General features: G+C 67.3%; 19 protein-coding genes and 1 pseudogene. 7 read left to right on the top strand and 13 right to left on the bottom strand.

Features of this window, described 5'->3' with window-relative positions; translation table 11 throughout:
• Positions 1-89: 89 nt before the first annotated feature.
• The 11 genes from AC1DZQ_RS01630 to AC1DZQ_RS01580 all read right to left on the bottom strand — a co-directional run bounded on the left by AC1DZQ_RS01630 (position 90) and on the right by AC1DZQ_RS01580 (position 14,025).
• Positions 90-926 carry an alpha/beta fold hydrolase gene (locus tag AC1DZQ_RS01630; RefSeq protein ID WP_476961829.1) on the bottom strand — a complete coding sequence of 279 codons (837 nt, stop codon included), beginning with the start codon at positions 924-926 and terminating at the stop codon, positions 90-92.
• A 79-nt stretch (positions 927-1,005) separates the two neighbouring features.
• A complete protein-coding gene (locus AC1DZQ_RS01625; RefSeq protein WP_476961828.1) occupies positions 1,006-2,133 on the bottom strand; it encodes a phosphotransferase in 1,128 nt (375 codons plus the stop codon).
• Between the two features lie 5 nt (positions 2,134-2,138).
• Positions 2,139-3,269 (bottom strand): phosphotransferase, encoded by a 1,131-nt coding sequence (locus tag AC1DZQ_RS01620; protein ID WP_476961827.1) that lies wholly within the window; start codon positions 3,267-3,269, stop codon positions 2,139-2,141.
• Positions 3,266-4,591, bottom strand: coding sequence for a phosphotransferase family protein (locus tag AC1DZQ_RS01615; RefSeq protein ID WP_476961826.1), 1,326 nt, complete (start codon positions 4,589-4,591; stop codon positions 3,266-3,268). The genes AC1DZQ_RS01620 and AC1DZQ_RS01615 overlap by 4 nt, the downstream gene beginning before the upstream one ends.
• Complete coding sequence (locus AC1DZQ_RS01610) at positions 4,588-6,474, bottom strand: ABC transporter ATP-binding protein (RefSeq protein WP_476961825.1); 1,887 nt, start codon at positions 6,472-6,474, stop codon at positions 4,588-4,590. Before AC1DZQ_RS01610 ends, AC1DZQ_RS01615 begins: the two co-directional genes overlap by 4 nt.
• Positions 6,471-7,646, bottom strand: a complete 1,176-nt coding sequence (locus AC1DZQ_RS01605; protein WP_476961824.1) for a glycosyltransferase family 4 protein — start codon at positions 7,644-7,646, stop codon at positions 6,471-6,473. The genes AC1DZQ_RS01610 and AC1DZQ_RS01605 overlap by 4 nt, the downstream gene beginning before the upstream one ends.
• Positions 7,643-8,863, bottom strand: coding sequence for a glycosyltransferase (locus AC1DZQ_RS01600; RefSeq protein WP_476961823.1), 1,221 nt, complete (start codon positions 8,861-8,863; stop codon positions 7,643-7,645). Before AC1DZQ_RS01600 ends, AC1DZQ_RS01605 begins: the two co-directional genes overlap by 4 nt.
• Positions 8,850-10,100 (bottom strand): glycosyltransferase family protein, encoded by a 1,251-nt coding sequence (locus AC1DZQ_RS01595; protein WP_476961822.1) that lies wholly within the window; start codon positions 10,098-10,100, stop codon positions 8,850-8,852. Before AC1DZQ_RS01595 ends, AC1DZQ_RS01600 begins: the two co-directional genes overlap by 14 nt.
• 271 nt (positions 10,101-10,371) lie before the next feature.
• The gene (locus tag AC1DZQ_RS01590; protein WP_476961821.1) at positions 10,372-11,907 is read right to left on the bottom strand and encodes a sensor histidine kinase; all 1,536 of its coding nucleotides are present in this window, start codon (positions 11,905-11,907) and stop codon (positions 10,372-10,374) included.
• Positions 11,908-11,962: 55 nt separating this feature from the next.
• Positions 11,963-12,628, bottom strand: a complete 666-nt coding sequence (locus tag AC1DZQ_RS01585) for a response regulator transcription factor (RefSeq protein WP_476961820.1) — start codon at positions 12,626-12,628, stop codon at positions 11,963-11,965.
• 473 nt (positions 12,629-13,101) lie between these two features.
• A complete protein-coding gene (locus tag AC1DZQ_RS01580; protein ID WP_476961819.1) occupies positions 13,102-14,025 on the bottom strand; it encodes a serine hydrolase in 924 nt (307 codons plus the stop codon).
• A 135-nt stretch (positions 14,026-14,160) separates the two neighbouring features.
• Here AC1DZQ_RS01580 and AC1DZQ_RS01575 point away from each other — a divergent pair, with 135 nt between their 5' ends.
• Positions 14,161-15,081, top strand: coding sequence for a 2-hydroxyacid dehydrogenase (locus AC1DZQ_RS01575; RefSeq protein WP_476961818.1), 921 nt, complete (start codon positions 14,161-14,163; stop codon positions 15,079-15,081).
• Between the two features lie 30 nt (positions 15,082-15,111).
• Here AC1DZQ_RS01575 and AC1DZQ_RS01570 read toward each other — a convergent pair whose 3' ends face one another.
• Positions 15,112-16,050, bottom strand: a complete 939-nt coding sequence (locus AC1DZQ_RS01570) for a LysR substrate-binding domain-containing protein (RefSeq protein ID WP_476961817.1) — start codon at positions 16,048-16,050, stop codon at positions 15,112-15,114.
• Between the two features lie 239 nt (positions 16,051-16,289).
• On the opposite strand from AC1DZQ_RS01570, the gene AC1DZQ_RS01565 reads away from it, so the two are divergent.
• Together AC1DZQ_RS01565 and AC1DZQ_RS01560 are read left to right on the top strand one after the other, a co-directional pair.
• Positions 16,290-17,408, top strand: a complete 1,119-nt coding sequence (locus AC1DZQ_RS01565; protein WP_476961816.1) for a PrpF domain-containing protein — start codon at positions 16,290-16,292, stop codon at positions 17,406-17,408.
• Between the two features lie 10 nt (positions 17,409-17,418).
• Positions 17,419-18,867 carry an SLC13 family permease gene (locus AC1DZQ_RS01560; RefSeq protein WP_476961815.1) on the top strand — a complete coding sequence of 483 codons (1,449 nt, stop codon included), beginning with the start codon at positions 17,419-17,421 and terminating at the stop codon, positions 18,865-18,867.
• Positions 18,868-19,101: 234 nt separating this feature from the next.
• On the opposite strand, the gene AC1DZQ_RS01555 is transcribed toward AC1DZQ_RS01560, so the two are convergent.
• Positions 19,102-19,476, bottom strand: coding sequence for a VOC family protein (locus AC1DZQ_RS01555; RefSeq protein WP_476961814.1), 375 nt, complete (start codon positions 19,474-19,476; stop codon positions 19,102-19,104).
• 197 nt (positions 19,477-19,673) lie between these two features.
• Between AC1DZQ_RS01555 and AC1DZQ_RS01550 the strand changes: the two genes are divergently transcribed.
• From AC1DZQ_RS01550 to AC1DZQ_RS01535, 4 genes and pseudogenes are all read left to right on the top strand, one after another.
• A complete protein-coding gene (locus AC1DZQ_RS01550; protein ID WP_476961813.1) occupies positions 19,674-21,416 on the top strand; it encodes an ABC transporter ATP-binding protein in 1,743 nt (580 codons plus the stop codon).
• Complete coding sequence (locus AC1DZQ_RS01545; protein ID WP_476961812.1) at positions 21,413-23,461, top strand: ABC transporter ATP-binding protein; 2,049 nt, start codon at positions 21,413-21,415, stop codon at positions 23,459-23,461. The genes AC1DZQ_RS01550 and AC1DZQ_RS01545 overlap by 4 nt, the downstream gene beginning before the upstream one ends.
• Positions 23,462-23,605: 144 nt before the next feature.
• Positions 23,606-23,767 (top strand): annotated as a pseudogene (locus AC1DZQ_RS01540) (PDDEXK nuclease domain-containing protein); the annotation flags it as partial.
• 333 nt (positions 23,768-24,100) lie between these two features.
• Positions 24,101-24,358 (top strand): DUF4193 family protein, encoded by a 258-nt coding sequence (locus AC1DZQ_RS01535; protein ID WP_476962031.1) that lies wholly within the window; start codon positions 24,101-24,103, stop codon positions 24,356-24,358.
• Positions 24,359-24,505 lie beyond the last annotated feature (147 nt).

The raw sequence follows: 24,505 nt of genomic DNA, 5'->3' as shown, positions 1-24,505 counted from the left end.
TGGAACTGTTATTTCAGCATATGCAAGAGATTGAATCGTACCGGGTGGCGGGTGTCAACCGGGAAGACAGGATCCGGGCGAGCCCCCGGCTAGCTCCGCAGGAACCGCAGCAGAACCTCGTTGACCTCCGCCGCGTGAGTCCACAGCAGGCCGTGCGGGGCGCCGTCGATCTCCACATATTCGGCACTCGGCAGCGCCTTGGCGAACTGGCGGCCCGCGACGTCGATCGGCAGGATGTTGTCCGCCGTGCCGTGTGCGATGAGGGTCGGGACATCGATCTTGGGGATGTCGGCGCGGAAGTCCGTGAGCCAGGTGGGCTGCGCTGCCACGGACGCCGTGGGTCCGCCTGACGTGGCGAGATTCCAGCCGGCGTTCATCACTTCCTGGCTGAGCCGCGGGGTGCCGAGGAAGGTCTCGCTGTTGTAGAAGTTCTTGAAGAACTCCGTGAAGAAGGCGTACCGGTCCGCCGTCACAGCTTCCAGCAGCCCGTCGAACACCGATTGCGGGACACCGCCTGGGTTGTCCTCGGCCTGCAGGAGGTAGGGCTCAAGCGAGCTAAGGAACACGGCCTTCGCCACCCGGGCGGAGCCGTAGGTTCCGAGGTACCGGCCCACTTCGCCGGTGCCCATCGAGAAGCCCACCAGCACGGCGTCGTTCAGGTCCAGGTCAGTAAGGAGCGTGTTCAGGTCCGCCGCGAACGTGTCGTAGTCGTAGCCCTCGGTGGGCTTGCTCGACTGACCGAAGCCGCGCCGGTCGTAGGTGATGACGCGGTAGCCGGCACCGAGCAGCGCTGCGGTCTGCTTTTCCCACGACGAGCCGTCCAGCGGGTAGCCATGGATCAGGACCACGGCCTGGCCGGATCCGTGGTCCTCGTAGTACAGCTCGACGTCGGTGCTGTTCTCGGTTCCAACCTTGATGTAAGCCATGTCAGCAGTCCTCCCGGTTTGGTGCAGTGCAGTGCACGGCAGTGCGGTGCGCTGCGCTGCGGTTCGGTGCGGTGTGCAGTCAGTACGTGGGCTCCACTTTAGCGGCCGGGACCCCCGCGGCTAGGGACTGTTCACTATCCGGAATTAGGAAGTCCTCGGCGAGGGCCGCCCATTGGGGCCGGAAGGAATAGAGGCAGCCCAGCCGCAGGCGTGTCGCGCCGGCGTAGGCGTCGAAGCGCGCAGGGGTGACCTGCAGTTCTTCGGCAGTGGCGATCACGTGGCGGCGGGCGGTTTGGTACCTCTCGGCGGTCAGGCGGTGTTGGTGCAGGCGCAGCTGAAGGTGCATGGCGAGGTTTGCGAGGTCGGCGGCGGCCTCGGCCCGGCCGGCTTCGTCGAAGTCCAGCAGCCCCAGGGGAGCGCCGGGATCCACGGTGAATATCTGCTTGTCGTGAAGATCGCCGTGGGACCACGCCAGCGGATCCGGATCGGCCTGGAGCAGCTTTTGGGCGGTCTGCCCTGCAGCCACGCGTACGGCGGTGCGCTCGGGCTGCGCTGCCGGAATGTCCCGGGCGTGCACGAGCCATCGGTTCACTATGCGCCGCAGGTTGTCCAGTTCGACGGCGGCCGGCCGGGGCGGGAGCGCCTCGAGGGTGGGGCGGTGCGCCGGAGTCCGGGCCAGGGAATGCTGCCGGACCCAGGCCCGGGACCATTGTTGCCAGGCTTTTTCGAACAGCTCATCGCTGACCGCGGGGTCGTTTCCCAGCTCGAACAGGGAACGGCCCGGCAGCGTCATAAGGGTGAGGCAGCCAGGGGCGGAGGAAACAATTTCCGGGGTGAGGAAGTCCCCTGCGCCGAGGAGTTCGTTCATAAGGGCGTGCCTGCCCACTGCTTCGTCGGTCTGGCGGGCCCGGAAGAGCTTGACGTAGTGCTCCCCGGCCCGGACCACGGCACGCTTGTGGGCCCGGTGCACCACCACCACCCCCAGCGGCGACGCGTGCTTCAGGGCGGGCAGACGCCGGTCGCGGCCGTCCCGCAGGAGCTCCAGCTGCCCCGCCCGGAGATGGGCCGCCCGGACCCCTGCTCGCTCAGGGGCAGCCAGTTCCAGGACATAGTCCTCCGCGGAGTCGTCGGGCCAGGAGCGGATGACTTGCCATTCGAAGTTGTCCGCATCCAGGACGGCGGCCGGGACGGGCGGGTGCCAGCCCATGTGGATCAGCTCCGGGATTCGAGGGACCGGCTGGCGGCCAGGGCGGTGGCTCCGAAGGACTGACGATGCTTTACCCGTTCATCAAGAACGCGGGTCGCCAGCAATGAGCCCGAAGGGAACGAAGAACAGGCCAGTCGCATCCAGCGTGCGTCCGCGTAGGCATCGAACCGATCCGGGCTGACCTGCAATTGCTCGGCGACGGCCAGCACCTCCGTGTGGGCCTTAAGGTATCGCGCCGGCGTCAGGTTATTGCGCCACATGCGCCGCTCCAGATGGAAATCCAGGTAGGCGAGGTCGCGGGCGGCCTCGGCCTGGGCAGTATCGTCGAAGTCCAGCAGCCCGAACGGCGACCGGCCGTCGCCGGCGATGATCTGCCGGTCATGCAGGTCTCCGTGGGCCCATACCAGCGCGTCCGGTACCGAGCCGAGCAGGTTCGCCGTGACGTAATCTGCCATGGCGATCAAGGTGTCGCGTTGGGTGGACAATTCCGGAACATTCTCTGTGTGGCGCAGCCATAGTTTCAACCAACGGGCCACGCCCCTCGCTTCCACCTCCGGTGAATGGACAGGCAGGGCGCCCAGAACGGTTTGTCTGCTGACGTCAGACGCCGCGCTCAGCTGGGCGAGCCACGCGCTGGACCATTCTTCCCATGCGCCGGCAAACTCCTTCTCGCCGATCGTGACGTAGTCCTCGCCGATTTCGCCCAGCGTCGGTCCGGAGAGGGCGCTCAAAACGAGGGTGTCCGGGGAGCTCTGAAGCACCTCGGGCGCCGTAAAGGCGCCGGCGTCCAGCAGGAGGTCCATCTGAGCGTACCGTTCGGCCGGGACCGCGGCCCTGCCGGGCCGGAAGACCTTGATGTAGCAGCCTTCCGCCCGGATGATCGCCCGCGTGTAGGGCCAGTGGGAAATGATTTCCCCGCGCTGTCTTTCGGTCCGAAGAGCCGGCAGCTCGGGATCGTCCTCCGGCAGGATCTCAAAGTGGCCATGGCTCAGATGTGCTCCCCGGACGCCGGGCCGTTCCGCAGTCCCGACCTCCAGCAGGTATTCTCCGGGTTCTTTATCGGGCCACGCGTTGTGGACGCGCCACGCCGTGCCGGCGTCGTCGGTGTATTTCCAAAGCGGCGGGTGCCAGATCATGCGATCAACTCCAGGGCTCGGCGGATATGCCAGCTCGTGTCGGCCGGCCAGTCGCTGGCCCGGTTCCGGAACGGGTCGACGCTGTTCAGGAACAGCCGGAATGCCGCCCAGGTCTCCACCCTTGCCTGCGATACGTGCCCGCCGGCCTCGCGGTAACCGTCGATCAGCTGGGCCGTCTTGCGGCCGCCGGCGACGGGCCCGACGCCGGCGGGGTCTGCGATGTCCTCCACCGCGGCAAAGGACCCAAGGTCCCTCGCCGGGTCGGAGGTCCTGACGCGGTCGAAATCGATGATGCGGACCGCCGGGCCGTCCACCAGGACCTGGTCCGCCGAGAAGTCACCGTGGACCAGCACTTGCTGCGGCGTTCCCCGGGGTCCGGCGGGGCCGACAGCTGCCAGGAGCCGTCTGGTGAGTGCGGCTACCGGAGCCTCGAGCCCCGGGAGCAGGCAGGTGATCATGGACCGCGTGGCGGCGAGCTGCCGTACCAGGTCCGCCACTTCCGCCGCGGGGTCCGGCCCGGTTCCCGCGTCCATTCCATGGATCGCCGCCAAGGCTTGGCCGGCCCGGTATGCGGCCGGATCGTTGTCGCCGCCGCTCAGGTCTCCGTGGCCCCAGTCCGGGGAGGCACTGATGCCGTGCGCGGCGCATTCCAGGTCGGCGAGTTCGGGCAGGACCGGGATGCCGTGGCTCTGAAGCCGCTGCCGCAGGCGGAGGCCTGCGGCAACTTCGTCAGCTTGGACGGCGGTCTTGACGACGACGGGCAGTGTCGCCGAGGGGACCCTGACAACGAGCCTGCGCTCCGGGTTGTATCTCAGCACGCTGACCGGGGGGTCCAGGAAGCGTCCTGCCGCGGGGAGTGCTCCGAGCCGTCCGAGTCCATGGTCCCGGAGCCACTGCAGGTTGGGGCGCAGCGGCCAGTCTTCTTCGATGGGGCCGACCGCCACGACGAGGTCCCCGTGCGGACGATCGGGCTGGACAAGCCGGATGCCGCCGCCGCGCTTTTGCGAACTRTCCGCCCGCCGCTGCAGATTCCCGACGTGCTCCGGTGTTGTGGTCAATGCCCAGCCGTAGCTGCCGGCCCCGTAGCCGGCCCGGCGGAAGGCGACGAGGGCCGAGGTGTGCGGTTTGTAGCGGGTCCTGATGATCCGGACGTTTTCGCCCAGGAGCTCCGAGAGCAGCTCGTCGTCGAGGACCCAGTTCAGGCCCGGGATCCGGGCGTCAAAGGCCGCCAGGGCACGGTCAGCCTCGCGCCGCTGGGCCTGCAGCCATTGTCCCTGCAGCCGTTCTCCCTGCAGCCATTGTCCCTGCGGGGCGGTGCTCATGTCGGCACCTTGAACAGTTCACCCGGCTCTGCGGTCTGCTGCCGGTGGACCCAGCCGGCAAAGCGGGAATCCGGATCGGCCAGCAATGACTGCGGCGGCCCATCTTCGAGGATTTCGCCGTCCTCGAGCCAGATCACGCGGTCGCACGATTGGGCCGAGATGACGTCGTGGGTAATCGTGACGGAGGTCCGGCCCTCGGTGAGTGTGTCCAGGGCGCTGAGGACCGAATCCCGGGATGCCGGATCGAGTCCGGCGGTCGCCTCGTCCAGGATCACGATAGGGGCCTTGCGGAGCATGGCACGGGCGACGGCCAGCCGTTGACGCTGGCCCCCGGAAAGATCGTTGGCCGCCTCGCCGAGGACGGTTTCGTAGCCCTGGGGCAGTGCGCGGATGAAACCGTCGGCCTGGGCAAGGGCCGCCACGGCTTCGATCTCCTCATCGGTGGCATCGAGGCGGCCGAACCTGATGTTCTCCCGGACCGAGGTTCCGAACAGCACGGAGTCCTGGAGCAGGATTGAGACATGGGAACGCACGGAAGCGATCTTCAGGCCCCGCAGGTCCTCGCCTCCGAAGCTGACACTCCCCTCCCAGGGATCCACCATCCGAAGGATCATGCTTGCCAGTGTGGACTTTCCGGCCCCGGAGGGCCCCAGAACGGCGCAGTGTTGACCCGCCGGTATGGTCAGGGTGATCCCCTTGAGTACCGCAGTTCCGTCGAAGTGGCCGGCCCGGACATTGTCGAACACGATGTCCGGGTGCGGGTTCTTGAGGTCGACGGCGTGCGGTGCCTCGGGAACGTCACTTTGGGCCTCAAGCAGGTCCGCCACCCGTTCCCCGGAGGCCGTCGCCCGTGCGATACGGCTCGTGTACCTGGCCACGTCCTTGAGCGGCCTCAGCCCGGTTTTCAGGTAAGTCAGGAAAACGACCAGGTCTCCGGGGGTCATCGCATGCTGCATCACCCTCCATCCACCGGCAGCCAGGACCACCGCCGTCGCGATTCCCGTCAGGACGTCAGTCTTCCGTTGCAGGCTGGCGGCCAGCCGCAGCGTGACCACCCCTGAGCCAAGTGCTGCCTGATTGCTCTGGCGGAAACCCGAGCTGAGGGTGTCTTCGAGTCCATACGCCTGGACGTCGCGCATTGCTCCCAACGTCTGTGCGGCGGTGGTGGCCAGGGCGCTTTCACCCTTGCGTGACTTGCGGGCCGCGGTAGTAATCGATCCCGTGTTCTTGCGGGACAACAAGACGAATATCCCGATGGACAGGAACGTCACCAGTGCGATCAGAGGATCGAGCCAGAGCATAATGATCATCATTGCTATCAGCGCCACGAAATTGCCGATGAGAGGCAGCCCCGCCGTGACGGCCACATCCTGCAGCCGGGACACGTCCCCGACGAGCCGCTGGACCGTGTCGCCGGTAGAGGCGCGGCTGTGGTGGCGCATCGACAGGCCCTGGAGGTGGCGGAAGGTTCGGGCGCGCAATTCGGAGGAAATCCGGGTACCCACGAGGGCAAACGAAATCGCGGACACGTAGCCGGCCACGGCCCGGATCAGGCAGATGACAACCACTGCGCCGGCGCAGAGGAGCAACACCTCCGCGCTCGCCTCCACGCTGAGCGGGGACCTGCGCAGATTGGCCCCGAGTGAGTGTGAGACGGAGTCGAGGACGATTTTCACTGGCCACGGCTCAAGAAGCCGGAAGAGGATTTCCACGGCCATGGCGATGAATCCCCAGGTGATGAGCAGCCTGTGCCCGCGCAAATGCGGGCGGACGCACCGCAAGGTCCGCCGCAACGGTGAGGGTTCAGCCGGTGCGTTGGCGCGGGTCGTTCGCCACAGGGTCCGCCAGCTGCGGGGTTGCGAATGCCTGGAAGCGGTGGTCATTGCCTTGCCAGCCTGCGTGCAGGCGGCAGCGCCCCAGTGATTCGGGACAACACACCGCTCCAGCTGAACCTCTGCACTGCGTCGCTGCGGGCCTCGAGCCCCAGCCTGTCCCGTAGATTCGGGTCCTCGCCGAGCCGGATGAGGGCGTCCGCGAGTGCAGCGGGGTCCCCGGGCGGGACGAGGATTCCGGTGCGGCCGTCCTGGATGATGGACGGGATCTGGCCCACGGCGCTCGCGATCACGGGCAGCGCGGCCGCCATGTACTCAAAGACCTTCAGCGGCGAGAAGTAATCGTCCTGGCCGGGCGCGTCCGGGGGATAGGGCGCGGCGGCGGCGTCGAATTCTGCCAGGAGACCGGGCACCTCAGCCGGCGCAACGGCGCCGGTGAACACCGTTGGCACGCCGAGGGACTCGGCAAGCCGTTCGAGATCCTCCCGGCCGGCGCCGTCACCCACCACGCCGACGTGCCAGCGCAGGCGCGGGTCAACGGTCTGTTGGTTGGCCAGGGCCACACCGTGCAGCAGGCCCGGGACACCGTGCCAGGGCTTCAAGGTTCCGACAAACCCGACCGTGAGGTGGTCCGGATTCCTGCGACCGGGGCGGCGGGCCGGGATCCGTTCGACGTTCACGCCGTTCGGTGCCAGCACGGTCCTCGCGGTCGGCACCCGCGCCCGCACCCAGCGCACCACGGGATCCGAGACGCAAGCCACGACGTCGGCCGTCGCGGCGTTGCGGCGGAACACCGTCTCAGCCTTCTTCACATCCAGCAACTGCCGGTACCGCTGCTGCTCCTCGATCAGCGGAGCATTGACCTCAAGCACCGACGGCACGTCCAGGATGCGGGCCACCACGGACAGTGCCGGGCTGAACAGCGAATAGCGCTCGTAGAACAGCCCGCAGCCGTTGCGCAGGACCTCGTCCGCCAGGCCCAACGCGGCGTCCTGGACCGCCCGTTCCCGCGCGGGGCCGGGGACGGATTCCGGCTTGACTTCGACGACGTCGAGATCGGCAAGATCACTGGGCCGCTCTGTGCCGAGCCGGGTGCAGTAGACCGTGACGACGGCGCCGGTCCCGCGCCACGCCCGGACGATTTCCTGGACGTGCACAGAGGAGCCCTTGGTGCCGAAAACAGGTACGCCGGGGTCGGCGCAGAGGTAGGCCACGCGTGTCATGCGACTCTCCTTTCGGAACGGGAGAGGGACCTCAGGAGCTCGGCCTGGCGGTGGACGTCGTAGTCCTCCTCGATCAGGGCGCGGGCATTGCGGGACACGGCAACCCTGTCCGTGGCCGGCGAGCCGAGCGTGCGGATGCCGCGGGCCAGGACGTGCGGGTTGCCCGGCCGGACCAGGACTCCGGTGGAGCCGTTCCGGACCACCTCTGGGATCCCGGTGACGGAGGTGCTGACGCAGGGGACGCCCGTGGCCATGGCCTCGAGCAGGACCGTGGGCATGCCGTCCGCGTTGCCGTCGGCGCCCACCACGCAGGGCGCCACGAAGACATCGGAGGAGTGGAGCAGCTCGTGGACCTGGTCCTGGGTCTGGGGGCCGAGGAGGCGGACATGCTCTCCGAGCCGGAGCTGATCGATGCTGGCCTCCAGCTCTTCGGCCATGATCCCGGCCCCGGCGATCCGAAGGTCCATTTTGAACCCCTGGTCCAGCAGTTCGGCGGCCGCGGGCAGCAGATGCTGGAAGCCTTTCTTCTCTATCAGGCGGCCGACGGCGGCGACCCGCAGGGTGGCTCCGAGCGGGCGGGGCTCACGGTACGGGAAGCGTTCCAACTCCAGGCCGTTGCGCACCAGATGGAGCCTGGACGTCGAGCCCGGGAAGCGGTGGCGCAGGTAGCGCATGTTGTACTGGCTGATGGTCACTGCGTGGTGGGCCTCCTCCAGCTTGAGCCGCAGATCCTCGTCCTGGACCGATTCATGGAAGATATCCACCGCGTGGGCGGTGAACGAGAACGGGATCCCGGTGATGAGGGACGCCAGCCGGGCCACTGTGGTGGCGCCCGAGGCGAAGTGGACATGCATGTGCTGGATGTTGCGGTCCTGCAGGGCGGTGGCCAGACCGATGGCCTGGACGGCGTCATCCGCCGTGGCGGCGGCGAGTTCGCCCAAATTCCGGCCGACGGCGGCCGTGAGCCCGGCCGCTTCGGCCATCCGGAGGCTCTCCCACAGGGCCACAGTCTTGATGGGGCGGTCGATGTACGTCACCGGTGCCTGGACCCGGGCGAGCTCAGGGTGGAACCGGGGGTCGTTGGTGGGCCGGAGTGAGAAGATCTCGATCCGGTCCCCCGCCGCCTCGCGGGCCAGGATTTCAGAAACGATGAATGTTTCGGAGAAACGCGGATACATCTTCAGGACGTACGCTGTCCCCGGTTCAAACGGCGACACGGCTGGCACCGCCCTTCACGCTCGCTGCGGCATCGCTTTCGTCCGCGCTGAATTGTTCGACTCTGGCCCGTGCGGCAGTGAACTCATCGGCGCTGGCCCGATCGGAATTGACCAGACCGGTACTGGCCAGACCGGAATCGGCCAGCGGCCGCAGCAGCTCGGCGGCCAGTTGCGGAACCCGGATCAGGCCGTCCAGCACCGCGCGGCGCCGGTCCACGGTGGTGCCGAGCCGGGAGGCCAGCCAGCCGGCCAGGATCTCGGGCGTCAGCGTGCCAATGTCGTGTTGCTCCAGATACCCTGCTGCGGCCAGGGATGCGGCCCGGATCCGCTGCTCGGCGCGCGACTGCGTGCGGGGTACGATCAGCGCGGGGACAGCGGTGCTCATGATCTCGCACACCGTGTTGTATCCGCCCATGGCGACTACGGCACTGGCGTGCCGGATGTGGAACACGATGTCATCCACTGTGGGCACCACTTTTACGCCGGGGCGGGCCTGCTGCCGGAGGTCGTTGAGCTGCTCGGCGGGCATCTGCGGTCCGGCGACCACCAGATGGCCCAGCCCGTCCGGCACCCGCGCGGCGACGGCGACGCGGGCCAAGGCATAGCCGTCCGAGCCCCCGCCGACTGTCGTCATGCAGTACCGGCCGGGCATGCAGCTGGTGCCGGAGGCCGAAGGGCGGCCCTCGGCAAGGTAGCCCGTGTACCGGATGAGCTTTCTGAGGGCGAACGGTATTTCTCCTGCGGCCACGGGATCGTGGACGGCGGGATCGCCGTAGACCCAGATGGCATCGAACAGGGCCTTGACCACGCGGGGCCCGCCAATCCTGGCCCATTCGCTGAGGGCAGCGGCGGGCGAATCCAGGACCTCGCGGAGGCCCAGCACCACGCGGACGGGCCCGGCAGCGCGTGCGCGCCGCAAGGCTGTTTCGAGTTCGCCGTGGACACCAGTGGCGTGCCGGTCCACCACCACCAAGTGGGGGGCGAAGCCGGCCAGCGCTGCCTGCAGCAGCCTGGCCCGCAACGGAACGAGCTCATGCATGGGCAACGCCAGGTTCCGGGGCAGGTAGCCCGCGGACCCTTTGGCCACGCCGGGAAGAAGCACCCAGTCCCAGCCCTCAGGCAACCGGAACGCCGGGGCAAGGGCTGTGCCGGTGATGAGGATTCCGGTGACGGGGCGGCCGATCAGCCCGGGAAGCTGATTGTTCAGTGCATGGGCCAGCGCCAGATTCCGACGCACATGTCCCAGGCCCACTGAATCATGTGAGTACAGCACTATCCGCATTGGCTCCACGGCAAATCCTCCCCGCCCCCGGTGCCCCGGACATGGCTGCGATCGCAACTGTGCCCGGTGGCGGCGCTCTCTGATGATAGTCATCAGCCTGCGCCCCGAGAGTGAGGGTGGGATGAGGGGAAGATGAAGGATTTCTCATCCAAGGTCGTGCCCAGGCGGCCCCGCGCTTAGGCACGCGCCCGTTTACATCCGGGCGTGAGTCAGACGGCGGGCCAGCTCAGACGCGGACGCTGGCAGACTGCAGGGGGATCCGGAGCAGGAACGTGGCCCCGTGGCCGTATTCCGATTCCACGGTGGCCACGCCCCCGTGCGCCTGGGCGATTGCCGAGACAATTGCCAGGCCAAGCCCCGAGCCTTCCTCGCCGCGGCCCGTGTGCGCCCTGCCGAACCGTTCGAAGATCCGTTGCTGGTCCTCGGCAGCGATGCCGATCCCGTCGTCACGCACCCACAGAACGAGGGTGTCCTGCGGGGGCAGCGAGGTGCCGGCGTCCGCCGTCGGGGGCTCAATCCGGGAGCCGAGCGCGATCGTGGAGGACTGGCCGGTGTACTTGATGGCGTTGGCGGCGAGCTGGACAAGGGCCTGGGTGAGGCGCTGCGGATCCGCCTCCACCACGTAGTCGGCTCTTTCATCGATCTGCCAGCGGCGGTCGGCCAGGACGTGCACTTTCTCCATGACATGGTCCAGGAGATCCGGGATCCGGACGGGTTCACGCCGGATGAAGCCGGGGTCGCCGGAGTTGGCAAGCAGCAGCAGATCGTCCACCAGGCGCTGCATCCGGTCCACCTCGTCCAGCAGCACGTCCCTGGTGGCAATGACATCGTCCGGATCATCCACTGTCACGAGCTCGAGGTGCCCGCGGAGAATGGTCAGCGGGGTCCGCAGCTCATGGCCGGCGTCGTCCAGGAACTGCTGTTGCTGCTGGGCGCCCTCATCCAGCCTTTCCAGCATGGTGTTGAAGGTCTTGGCAAGCAGGGTGACGTCGTTCTCGCCCTTGCGCACCTCGACCCGCTGCGTGAGGTCCTCCGGGCCCACCGCCCTGGAAGTCTCGCGCATACGGCGGAGCGGATCGAGCAGCCGGCCGGCAACCACGCTGCCAATCACCGCGGCAGCCAGGAGCATGCCGAGGGCCACCAGCGCATACGTCCGGACCGAGCTGGCGTTGTGCTCGCGCTGGTCGCCCGCGTCCCGGCCGACCAGAAAGAATGTCCCGGGGGCGCCCGTCATGGGCACCACCACTGTCCTGAGTGGACGGCCGTCCGAGTTCAGCTCGCCGAAGGACGCGCCGGCCTGGTTCCTGAGCTCGGCGGCATCGGGGAACATGCTGTTGTTCAGGAGGTCGCTATCCCCGTTGCCCTCAACGGTCCATGCCACATGCCCGTCCACTATCCCTGCCATGACCTCGTTGCTGCGCGGCTCGATATCCTCCGCAGCCTCGTGAAGTGCGCTGATGTACGTCCTGTTGGCGTAGTCACCGGACGTTTTCTTCTTTGTCTGCACGACCCTGACCACGGAGTTGGCCTTGTCCAGAACCGCCTGGTCGGTCCTGGCATCGGAATCCTGGAACTGGACCACGAACGTGACCATCCCGGCTGTGACCACCCCGGCGAGCATCATGGCCAGCATGGCGGCCACCACCCGGAAACGCACTGAGTGGATCTTTGCGCCCCAGCCGGACGGGTCCTGGGAGTCCGTCGCAGGGGAGACCGGCGCGGCCTGGACGTCTCCGCTGGGATGTTCATCCAAGGTGGCCACTCTGGTCCCTTCCTGTGACGATCAGCTTGCCCTGTAGCAATTAGCTGAGCCTTGCCTAGCTGAGGCGGTAGCCGGCGCCGCGGGTGGTGAGGATGCGGTCGGCGCCGAGTTTCATCCGCAATTGGCGCACGTACACGTCCACCACGTTGGACGTGCCGTCGAAGTCGTAGCCCCAGACGTGGCTGAGCAGTTGCTGCCGGCTCAGGACCTGCCCGGGGTGAAGCAAAAACATTTCCACCAAGGCGAATTCGCGGGCAGAGAGCTCCACCATCCGGCCGTCGACGCTGACAGTGCGGGTGAGCAGGTTCAACTCCAGGGGCCCGTAACGCATGACGCTACCCGCCAGGACATCGCCCGTGTCCCCCTTGCGTATCCGGGCCCGGATGCGGGCCACGAGTTCCTCGAAGTGGAACGGCTTGACGATGTAGTCGTCGGCGCCGCCCTCCAGCGCTGCGACGGTGTCGGTGGACGAACCGCGGGCCGTGAGGAAGATGACAGGGATGCCTACCTGGCCGCGGCGCAGTGCCGCGAGGACGGCGTAACCGTCCAGGCGGGGGAGCCCGATGTCGAGGAGCAGGAGATCGAATTCGCCGCTGGAGGCGTAGTCCACGGCCGATACGCCGTCGGCCACCACCGTGGGCACGTAGCCCGCCGCGCGCAGACCCTTTTCGATGAAGCGGGAAATGCGTTCTTCGTCTTCTGCGATGAGGATACGGATCAAGGTGACTCCCTGGAAAAGCCCGGATCCGGGAGTCCCCGTGGGCCACGCGTCGGCGCTGGCCTTATTTCGCGGGATCCTGGCTTGCCCCAATACTGCGGCGTCTCCTGCACACGAGCCGGGAGGAATCCGAAGCCCCAGCAGCCTCGATCAGCCCGGAGTGCGGGCGGGTTCCGGGCCCAATGGTGTGGGGCCCGCGGTCTGGGCGGCGCGTTCCGGTCAGGGCGGCGCGGCGGGCCGTGCGGGACCGGAGGTCCCGGCTTCGGTGGGACGGCAGGTTCGTGATTCAGAAGGAATTGACATCTGGTGCTCCTCCAGAGGGTGGCCCAACATCGTGGGATTCCATCGGGCAGCTGCGGCTGAGACTATTCCCGCTCCTTTCATCCTGCCCCCGTAATGGAGCGTGCGCCACCTTTGATCGGTTGATTTTCAGACTATTAACAGGTGGCACGTAGCAGCACGCCCAGTCTGTCCTGTTACTGCCCGAACAGGGCACCCGTGAGCTGGTGAGTCAGGTCGTGGATGAGGTGCAGACGGTCCGCGCTGTCGGCGTCGTCCGGTCCCCACGTGTAGATGACCACCGCGTAGGAGCGGTCGCCGGCGCTGAGCAGCGCGGCGTCGTGCACGTAACCCTGCACCACGCCGTATTTGTGGTGGACCGTGATGCCGGGGGCGACGGCGGCCGGGATGAGGTCCTCGTCATTGGTGTGCTGCATGTAGCCGAGCAGTTCCGCGGTGTGATCGGCGTTGAGCAGCTTGCCCGTGGCGAGCTGCTGGAGGAGCCGTGCCATGTCCGACGGGGTCAGCAGGTTTTGCTCGGGATCGTAGGTGATGCCGAGGGTGGCGGCGTAGGCGGCGAGGTTGGGGTAGCCAATGTCCCGCATCAGCAGCAGCCATGAGTCGTCGCTGCTGGTGTTGATCATGGCCTTGAGCTGGAACGCGGCATTGAACGCGCCCAGGGGAGCGTCGAGGGACTTCTCGCCGGTTTCCGCGAGGTGGTAGTAGGCGGCGGCCGTCAGGACCTTCGCGGTGCTCGCCGCCGTGTACGGTGCCATGTCGCCGTAGCTCTGCAGCTGCCCGTCGCGGGTGTCCATCACGGCGACGCCGATCCGGTGATCGGGGTGTTCGCCGATGATCCGCTGCAGCTCGGCGGGGAGGTCGACGGCGGCGGGTGGGGTGGCCGGGGCAGCCTCGGCCGGGCCCGGCGCCTGCTGGTGGGCGACGGTCAGGACACTACCGGTCAGGAAATCGCGGGACAGGAAGTCACTGCTAGGTGACGGTACGGTGCGGATCGCGCCGAGGACCACGACGGCTGCCAGCACCAGCACGGCGGCGGCCCAGACCAGGACGACGTTCCTGCGGTGGGTGGGGGCGGCCGGCCGGGGGCCCGGATTCGTCATGTGCGTGGGCCTTCCGGACTGGACTGGGTGGTGCCTCCGACGTTAGGCCGGGCCGGGGGTGAAGTCCACGGAGCGCGCGGGGCGCGGCCCAAGTGGGACAAAAATCCCAGATGCGGGTCCACTACGCTGGCATTCATGACCCGGAAAATTACTGTCAGCCTGCCGGACGCCTCGCTGCGTGAATACCTTCAGCCGCACCCGGACGTCACCGTCCTGGAGTGGGACCTGTCCGGGGAACCGCCGCTGCCGCGGATCGACATCGTGGTGCCGCCCTACATGGATGGCCCGCAGGTCCTGCAGAGCCTGGCCTCGGTGGACACGGCCTTGGTGCAGAGCCAGTCGATCGGGTACGACGGCGTGGCGGAGTTCCTGCCGTCCGGGCGGGTCTTCGCCAACGCGTCCGGCGTGCACGAGACTTCCACCGCGGAGCTGGCACTCGCCCTGATCCTCGCGAGCCAGCGTGAGCTTCCCCGCCTGATCCGAAACCAGCAGGAAGGCCGGTGGGACGCCAGGCCCACCGCCAGCCTGGCCGACCGCCGGGTCCTGATTGTCGGCTACGGCGGGGTGGGCAAGGCCATCGAGGACCGGCTCCTTCCCTTCGAGACCAGCGTGACCCGGGTGGCCAGCACCGAACGGACGGATGAACGCGGCCAGGTGCACGGCATTGCTGACCTGCACACGCTCCTGCCGGAGCACGACATTGTGGTGGTGGGGGTTCCGCTCAGCGATTCCACCCGGCACCTGATTGATGACGCCTTCCTCGCGGCTATGCCGGACGGCGCCCTGCTGGTGAATGTGGCCCGCGGCCCGGTGGCGGACACCGACACCCTGGTCCGCCACACCGCCTCCGGACGGATCCGCGCCGCGCTGGACGTCACCGATCCCGAACCCCTGCCGGAGGACCACCCGTTGTGGCGGACCCCGGGCGTCATCATCAGCCCGCACGTGGGCGGGGCGAGCTCGGCGATGCGCCCCCGGATGGGCCGGCTGCTGGAACGGCAGATCGGGCTCATGCTGGCAGGGGAGCCGCCGGCCAACGTGGTGCTGAACGGCTAGTTGCCAGGCTGCCGTTCTGGTCTTTGTGGTCTAGAGATAGTCGCCAGCTCGTTCGCGGGCGATTTCCAACAGGGTGGAGTGGAAGGCTACCTCGGCCGGGGCGTAGACCTTGTCCTCGCGCTGCGCCAGCAGTATCCGCCGCAGCGGGGCGGCGGAACCCAAGCTCAGCACCTTGACGTCTGGATGCTGAAGCGCCACCGCGGTCTTGGGCACCATGGCCACGCCCATTCCTACGCTGACCATGGCCTGGGCCTCCTGGTAGTCGTTGGCCAGGAAGGCAATCTCCGGTTCGAATCCGGTGTCGTGGGCGGAACGCAGCAGAACCTCCACGACGGGGTGGGCCTCGGCGCGCACAATCCAGGATTCGTTGCGCAGGTCTTCCATGCTCACCTGCTCCCGGTCGGCGAGCGGGTGGCTGCGGGACACCAGGATCACGGTGCTCTCCTGGAAGACCTCTGTTACGCGGATGGAATCGTCCCGGAAGGGATTCCATGGGTAGTCCCAGAGCAGGCACAGCCCCGTGACCCCGGACTGCAGATCTGCCACGAGTTCATCTAATCGGGCGCTGCGCAAAGAAAGGTTGATGGCCGGATAGCGCTTCTTAAAGGTCCGGATGACGATGGGCAGGAAGGATCCTGCCAGGGTTGGGAAGGTGCCCACGGTCAGGGAACCGCGTTTGAGGCCGGCAATCTGGCCGAGGTCGGACCGGGCTGCCTGCATCTGCCAGACAATTTTGCGGGCGTGGCCGGCCAGCACCWGGCCGGCCTCGGTGGGCACCACCCCGCGGGAGCGGCGGGTGAGGAGAGGCTGCCCCACTTCTTGTTCGAGCTTGCGCAACTGCTGGGAGACAGCCGAGGGCGTGTACATCATGAGCTCGGCCGCGGCGGTGATGGAGCCCTGCTCCACCACTTCCAGCAGGAGCGCCAGCCGCCGTATGTCGAATAAGTCCCGGCCTTCGTCGTTAAGCAACGCTTCACCCTTCTCCGAATTCGTTTCATTCTCTGTCAGGACGTGGCCTCCGCCCGGGAAATCTGACACCAATCCGGCCAAGGGAAGCTGGGGGGTGGGAAATATCCCTTCTTCCTAAGTGAATTAAGCAATTCTACATGCCCCCATGAAAATCCAACATTGTCTAAAGATGTGATCTGGCTCAATCTCTTTTTAGGTCCTCATTCAAATCTGAGGCACGAAGAGAAGCGGGAAATACCATGGAGATCGAAGCCCGATGGATGCGCGGAGGCACCAGTAAATGCTGGGTGTTTGATGCGGAGCATCTTCAGGAGGGCGGCACCAGCCTCGATGTGCTGCTGCCGCGGCTGTTCGGCAGCCCGGACCCCCGCCAGATCGACGGCGTCGGCGGGGCGACGTCAACAACCAGCAAGGCCGTGATCCTGCACCGGCCCGTCGGTGACGACGTCGACATTGAATACACCTTCGCCCAGGTGGGTATCGAAGAGGCCGCGGTGGACTGGGGCAGCAATTGCGGGAACGGTTCTGCGGTGGTGGGACTGTACGCCATCGAGAAGGGGTGGGTGATCCCCGCCGGAGACGTCACCCGGATCGTCACCCGCAACACGAACACCAACCAAATCATCGTCCAGCGGGTGGCCACCCCTGCCGGCGCCCTGGCACCGGTTCCGGAGGCGCAAATGCCCGGCGTACCCTTCCCTGGCTACGCGGTGGGCCTCGGCTTCCAGGACCCGGCCGGCAAGACGACCGGTGCGCTGCTGCCCACCGGGGCGGCCATTGACACCATCACCGCCGGCGGAACCCGTTGGACCGTGTCAATGGTCGACGCCGGAGCGCCTGTGGTGATGGTCCGCGCCGAGGAGCTGGGATTGGACCCGGCCAGGTACGACAGCTGGCGCGCCGGGGTGGAGCTCCAGCTGGATACCCTGGAGCAGATCCGGAGGCAGGCAGCGGTGCGGATGGGGCTGGTCCCCACGATGGCCGAAGCGGCCCGGGCCATCCCGAAGCTTGCTATCGTCGCCGCGCCTGCCCCGACGGACCCCGGCGCCGACGCCAGCGTCATGATGCTCTCCATGGGAAAGCCCCACCCGGCCCTGGCCATCACCGGCAGCATTGCCCTGACCCTGGCCGCCCGCACCGCCGGCACCGTGATGCACACCATCACGGGCGACACCCCAAGAAGCACGCTCCGGCTCCGCACCCCCGCCGGGGTGATCGAGACGTGGAGCGAGGAGCACGACGGGACGGTCCTCGTCGGCGTCGACCGCACGGCCCGCACCATTGCCACAACCATCATCCATCTCCCCGAGGTCCCAGGCAGCGCCGTCGCCGCCTCCCTCGCGGGAGCCATTCGCTGAGGAGACCATCATGACCCAGACTGAGCACCGCACCACTGTCGCTGCGGCCAAGACCCGGGACAGCGATGCCCCGCGTCCATCCCGGCGCCGCCGTATCATACTGGTGGCGGTGGCCGCCGGGTTCGCGATCCTGGCTTTGATTGCCCTCGTGCTGGGGGGTGACATCTTCAACCCTTCAGCCACCGCGGAACCGGAGCACTCCATGACCGCTGTGCAGATCATCCCCCTTGTCATACTTGTCGTAATGTTCGTCGTCGCCACAAAATGGCCGCTGAACATCGGTGTCATGGGGCTGGTCGCATCCTTCGGCGTCGGCTACTTCATGCTTGGCATGTCGGACAAGCAGATCCTTGAGGAATTCCCGGCCAGCATCGTCGTGACGATCATCGGAGTCACGTACTTCTTCAGCATGGCCCAGAGGAACGGCACCATCGACATCATTGTCCAGAGCTGCGTGCGCCTTGTCAGGGGCAAGACGATGCTGCTGCCTTGGGTGTTCTTCCTGATCGCCGCTGCTCTCACGTCACTTGGCACCTTCTCGCCGGCTGCGGTCGCGTTGCTGGCACCGGCGGCCATCGGGTTCGCCTACGAGTCCCGGATCCACCCCGTATTGATGGGCGCGTTCATCATCAACGGAGCCCACGCCGGCGGATTTTCCCCGCTGTCCGTGGCCGGTGTGCTGGTACACGACATCGCCCTCAAGAACGGATTTCCCGTTTCCCAGGGCGCACTCTTTATCGCCAGCTTCGCCATCAATCTCGTTCTCTCCGTGCTCACCATCGTCGTGTTCGCTCTCCTGGGCAAGCTGCGCGACGGCGAAGGCGGCCAGCATGCCGAGGTCGAAACCGCCCGGACCGGCCGTCCTCACGGCCAGCAGATCCTCACGCTGGCACTGATCGCGGTGATGCTGGTGTGCACCCTGGGCTTCCACATGCCGATCGGCTTCGTCGCCCTCTCCGCTGGCCTGCTGCTGGCCCTGGTCAACATCAAGGAACACCGGACCTTCATCGGCGGCGTGTCCTGGTCTACGGTCCTGCTCGTGGCCGGCATGATCACCTACGTCTCCCTGCTCCAGCACGTGGGCGTCATCGACACCCTCGCAGAGCAAGCGCTGGCACTCGGCGCACCGCTGCTGGTGGCATTGGTCCTCTGCTACGTCATTGGCGTCGGTTCGGCCTTCGCCTCCTCCACGGCGTTGCTGACTGCGTTTATCCCGCTCGCCGGTCCGCTCCTGGCTACCAGTTCGCTGAGCGCCTCCGGAACCGTGGCGGCGCTGGCCATCGCCGCCACCGTCGTGGACGTCTCCCCCTTCTCCACCGACGGCGCGCTGGTGGTCGCCAACGCCCGCGAGAACGACCGGCAGCGCGTCTACCGCCAGCTGATGGCCTATGCCGGAGGCGTGGTTCTGGTGGCCCCGGCCCTCGCCTGGGTACTGCTGGTACCCACCGGCATCATGTAGCCGGTCCCGCGGCATGGCCGGCTCAGCCAGGACGGTTGAGACGCCAAGGAAGACGGCCCGGACGCATATAGTCCGTCGGCACCAGACCGCAGTGGGGCGGCGAATGATGATCACCGGGATCATCGCCTATTCGCAACGCGCGCCGCCCCACTGCACTGACTCCAGAACAATGCCGGCGTCGCCGCTGCGGCGGCGCCGTTCCCCGTAGAGCGTCAGCCGGAGTGGCTACGTGGCTTAGTAGGGGGAGTTGCCCGTCCCGGCGGTGTCCACCACGCAGAACCTGTTGCCCTCCGGATCGGCAAGGATGACGTAGTCCGCGTCCGCCGGCCGCCTGCTCCACTCGACCCGGGTGGCTCCCAGGGCCAGGAGGCGCTGCACCTCGGCGTCCTGCTGGTCTGTGTACAGGTCCAGGTGCAGGCGCGGGGGAATCTGGACGGCCGCGGGGACACGGTCCAGGGAGATGCACGTGCCTTTACCGCCGGGCGGCTGGAGGATGACAAAGTCGCCGTCGGGCGCGTACCGCGGCTCGTAGCCCAGGGCAGCCTGCCAGAAACCCATCTGGCGTTCGAGGTTGTCCACCCGGATGACGATTGAGCCAATGCGCAGCATCCGCAAAAGCTACACCCGGGCGAACCGCCCGGCAAGCAGTCCGGCCCGGCAAGCAGTCCAGCCGGGCAAGCAAACCGGCACGTGAACATCACCGCAGGCCAACCCCCGATTCGCCCTGAGAGAAACCCAGCTAGCTCCCGGCAGCCGGACGTAGACTGACCTTCATTAGTGCCTGTGACGCGTGAAGTGGAGACCGGATGCTCTGGAAACTGCTCGTCGAATACCTGAGGCCGCAGCGGCGGCTGCTGTTCGCCGTCGTCGTCTTCCAGCTCGCGGCGTCCATCGCCTCGCTGTACCTGCCCACCCTGAACGCGGACATCATCGATCAGGGCGTGGCGACGGGAAACACGGACTACATCCTGCGCATCGGCGGGCTGATGCTGGCGGTCACCCTGCTGCAGGTCGCTTGCACCGTGGCGGCCGTGTACTTCGGCGCGAAGGCCGCGATGGCCTTGGGCCGGGACGTCCGCGGTGCCATCTTCAGCCGGGTGGCCGCGTTTTCCGAGCAGGAAGTCACCCGCTTCGGCCCGCCCAGCCTCATCACCCGCTCCACCAACGATGTCCAGCAGGTCCAGCAGTTGGTCCTGATGTCCGCCACGCTCATGGTCACGGCGCCTATGCTCTGCATCGGCGGGGTGATCATGGCCATCCGGCAGGACCTGCAGCTGTCCTGGCTGATTGCCGTCAGTGTGCCCGTGCTCCTGGCCGGGGTGGGCTCGATCATTTTCCGGATGGTGCCCCTGTTCCGGCTCATGCAGACCCGGATCGACACCGTCAACCGGGTGCTGCGCGAACAGCTCACCGGCATCCGCGTGGTGCGGGCCTTCGTCCGGGAGGACGTGGAGACCGCCCGCTTTGCCCGCGCCAACGAGGACGTCACGGACACCGCGCTGCGCGCCGGCCGGCTCATGGCGCTCGCGTTCCCCACCGTGATGCTGGTGCTCAACGTCTCCAGCACGGCCGTGATCTGGTTCGGCGCGTTCCGGATCGAGGACGGCTCCATGCAGGTGGGCACCATGATCGCGTTCCTGAGCTACCTCATGCAGATCCTGATGTCCGTCATGATGGCCACGTTCATGGCGATCATGATCCCGCGCGCCGCCGTCTCGGGGGACCGGATCGGCGAGGTGCTCGGGACCGAATCCAGCGTCCGGCCGCCGCTGCATCCGGTTTCGCGCGCGGCCGGCCGGGCCGCCCGCGGCGAGCTGGAGATGCGCGACGTCGGGTTCGCCTACCCGGGCGCCGAGCAGCCGGTGCTCCAGGACGTGAACTTCACCGCCCGCGCGGGGCAGACGACGGCGATCATCGGCAGCACCGGCTCCGGCAAGACCACGCTGGTGAACCTGATGCCGCGGCTGTTCGACGCGACCTCCGGCGCCGTAAAGATTGACGGCGTGGACGTGCGCGAGCTCCACCCGGACCTGCTGTGGGGGCACATCGGCCTGGTCCCGCAGAAGCCCTACCTGTTCTCCGGCACGGTGCGCAGCAACCTGCTCTACGGCAAGCCCGACGCCACCGAGGACGAGCTCTGGCGGGCCCTGAGGATTGCCCAGGCGCAGGACTTTGTGGAGGAGCTGGAAGGCGGACTGGATGCACCGATTTCGCAGGGCGGCACCAACGTCTCCGGCGGCCAGCGGCAACGGCTGGCGATCGCCCGGGCGCTCGTGAAACAGCCCGAGCTGTACATCTTTGACGACTCCTTCTCCTCGCTGGACACCGCCACGGACGCCCGGCTGCGGCAGGCACTCAAGCAGCACACCGCCGGGGCCACCATGGTGATCATTGCCCAGCGGGTCTCCAGCATTGTGGACGCGGACCGGATCCTGGTGCTCGAGCGCGGCAGGATCGTCGCCCACGGCACGCACGAGGAACTGCTGGCGACGTCGGAGACGTACCAGGAGATTGTGAACTCCCAGCTCGCAGCGGAGGAGGCAGCATGAGCCGCACCGACAAGGCGCCGACGCCGGCCCCCGCCGCCGGGGCACCCGGGGCACCCGCCGCAACCGCTCCTGCCGCCGCGCCCGTGGCGCAGGCGCCGCTGCGGATTCCGCGTCCCGCGGGCGGGCCCGGCCGCGGCGGACCGTTTGCCGGGATGAACATCCCGGCCGAGAAGGCCATGAATTTCGGGCCGTCCGCCCGGCGGCTGCTGGGGGAGCTGCGGCCCGAACGGCTGTGGCTGACGCTGGTCCTGTTCCTCGCCGTCGTGAGCGTGACGTTCTCGGTGATCGGGCCCCGGCTGCTGGGCGAGGGCACCAATCTGATCTTCGCCGGCGTCGTGGCCAAGCAGCTGCCGGCGGGGGAGACCCAGGCCCAGGTGATCGCCCAGATGCGCGCCGCCGGGCAGAACCAACAGGCGGACATGCTCAGCGCCATGACGCTCACGCCGGGCACCGGAATCGACTTCACCGCGCTGGCCACCGTGCTGCTGTGGGCACTGGTCCTGTACGTGCTGGCCTCGGTGTTCGGCTGGATGCAGGCGTACATCCTCAACGGCGTCGTGCAGCGCACGGTTTTCCGGCTGCGCGAACGGATCGAGGCCAAGATCAACAAGCTCCCGCTGCGCTACTTCGACACCGTGCAGCGCGGCGAGCTGCTCAGCCGGGTGACCAACGACGTCGACAACATCTCCACGAGCCTCCAGCAGTCCATCAGCCAGGCCGTGACGTCGGTGCTGACCGTGGTGGGGGTGCTGGTGATGATGCTCCTGCTCTCGCCCACGCTGGCGCTGATTGCGCTGGTGACCATTCCGCTGACCCTGGTGACGACGGCGGTGATCGCCAAGCGCTCCCAGAAGCTGTTCGTGCTGCAGTGGAGGCACACCGGCGAGCTGAACGGCCAGATCGAGGAGACGTACACCGGGCACGCGCTGGTGAAGGTGTTCGGCCGGCAGCGCGAGGTGGAGGAGCGGTTCCGGCAGAAGAACGTGGAGCTGTACCAGGCGAGCTTCGGCGCGCAGTTCATTTCCGGGCTGATCATGCCGGCCATGACGTTCATCGGGAACCTGGTCTACGTGGGGATCGCCGTGGTGGGCGGGCTGCAGGTGGCCTCCGGGGCGATGCAGCTGGGCGATGTGCAGGCGTTCATCCAGTACTCCCGGCAGTTCACCCAGCCGCTGGCCCAGCTGGGGTCCATGGCGAACCTGCTGCAGTCCGGCGTGGCGTCGGCCGAGCGGGTGTTCGAGCTGCTGGATACCGACGAGCAGTCGCCGGATCCTTCGCCGTCTGAGGCGCCCGACGGCGGCCGGGGGCGGCTGGTGTTCGAGGACGTCTCCTTCTCGTATTCACCGGACAAGCCGCTGATCACTGACCTCAGTCTCGTGGCCGAGCCGGGCCAGACCGTGGCCATTGTGGGCCCGACGGGAGCGGGCAAGACCACCCTGGTAAACCTGATGATGCGCTTCTACGAGCTCGACGCCGGGCGCATCACGCTCGACGGCGTGGACGTCACCGCGATGTCGCGCAACGAGCTCCGCTCGCGGATGGGCATGGTGCTGCAGGACACTTGGCTGTTCGGCGGAACCATCCGGGACAACATCGCGTACGGCCGGCCTTCGGCTACGGAGGACGAGATCCTGGAGGCCGCGCGGGCGACGTATGTGGACCGGTTTGTCCGGTCGCTGCCGGAGGGCTACGACACCGTGCTCGACGACGAGGGCTCCAACGTCTCCGCCGGCGAGAAGCAGCTCCTCACCATCGCCCGGGCGTTCCTGGCCCGGCCGTCCGTGCTGATCCTGGACGAGGCCACGAGCTCGGTGGACACCCGCACCGAGGTGCTGGTGCAGAAGGCGATGAGCGCGCTGCGGTCCGATCGGACCAGCTTCGTGATCGCGCATCGGCTCTCCACCATCCGCGACGCCGACCTCATCCTGGTGATGGAATCCGGCCAGATCGTGGAGCAGGGGACGCACACCCAACTGCTGGCTGCGGGCGGGGCTTACGCGGCGCTGTACGCGGCGCAGTTCGCGGCTCCGGTAGCGGAGGTTTAGCGGCGCTGCTTCGCTGGACGGGACTTACGAGTGGACGATCTGCGGCGCGACAGCACGGCGGTCGCTCCAGCGACGGAAAGGTTTACATAATATCCGCTATCAGCAGTCTCGACTGGTGGGGGAGTAGCGCTCAGTGCGGCCTTGGTGCGGTCAACGGGCTACGTCGTCGCTGAGCTCAAGACCGGCAAGTTCCAGCCCGAATACGCCGGCAAGCTCAACTTCTATGTCGCGCTCGTCGATGACGTGCTCCGGCGCCAACACCATAACGAAACCATAGGAATCCTCATCTGCGGCACCAAAAACGACCGCAGCGTCCGGTACAGCCTGGGACGCTCCACCTCACCCATGGCCGTCGCCGCCTACACCTACGACAACCTTCGGCCGAACAACAGGCACTCCCCAACGAAGGACACATCGTCGCAGCGCTGGAATGGGCCGAACCCGAGACCTCGGCAGCGCAAGACCAATAAAGCCTCCCGGGACAGCGCTGGGGTGCGTTTCCGCCCCCGTCCCGGGCCAAGACCGGGACCAGTTGTCGGGCCCCACATGGCCTGCCAGTCCCCGCCACACGGGAACACCGGGACCCGGCATACGTTGCATTCCCGTCAGCTAAGAACGCCAGAAAAGAGAATGACCCCAGTGGCAACCGACTACGACGAAGTACGTTCCGACGTCAAGGAATCACAGGACCGCTCCCTCGAAGCGCTGCAATCCGCGAACGCCCCCGATCCCCGCAGCGTCGTCCGCGAGCTGGACGAGTCCGACGCACTGGACGACACCATGACCCCCGGCGGGGAGTTCGTCGCCGAGGAACTCATCGTCCAGGTCATTCCCCAGGCCGAGGACGAGTTCACCTGCTACTCCTGTTTCCTGGTCCGGCACGTCAGAGGCCCCTAGTGACGGCGTCCCCGCGGTTCCCCGGGACATGGCTGCGCACCCCGGCCGCATTGGCCGCGCACGTGACCTCTCAGATCGACCGGGTCGGGCTGAAAGTGGATTGCGAGAGGAACTGCCAGCACTCAAACTGGACCACAAGCAGACCGC

Source organism: Arthrobacter sp. P1_C12_2 (assembly GCF_056406415.1).
This window is presented reverse-complemented; position numbering and strand designations above follow the sequence as displayed.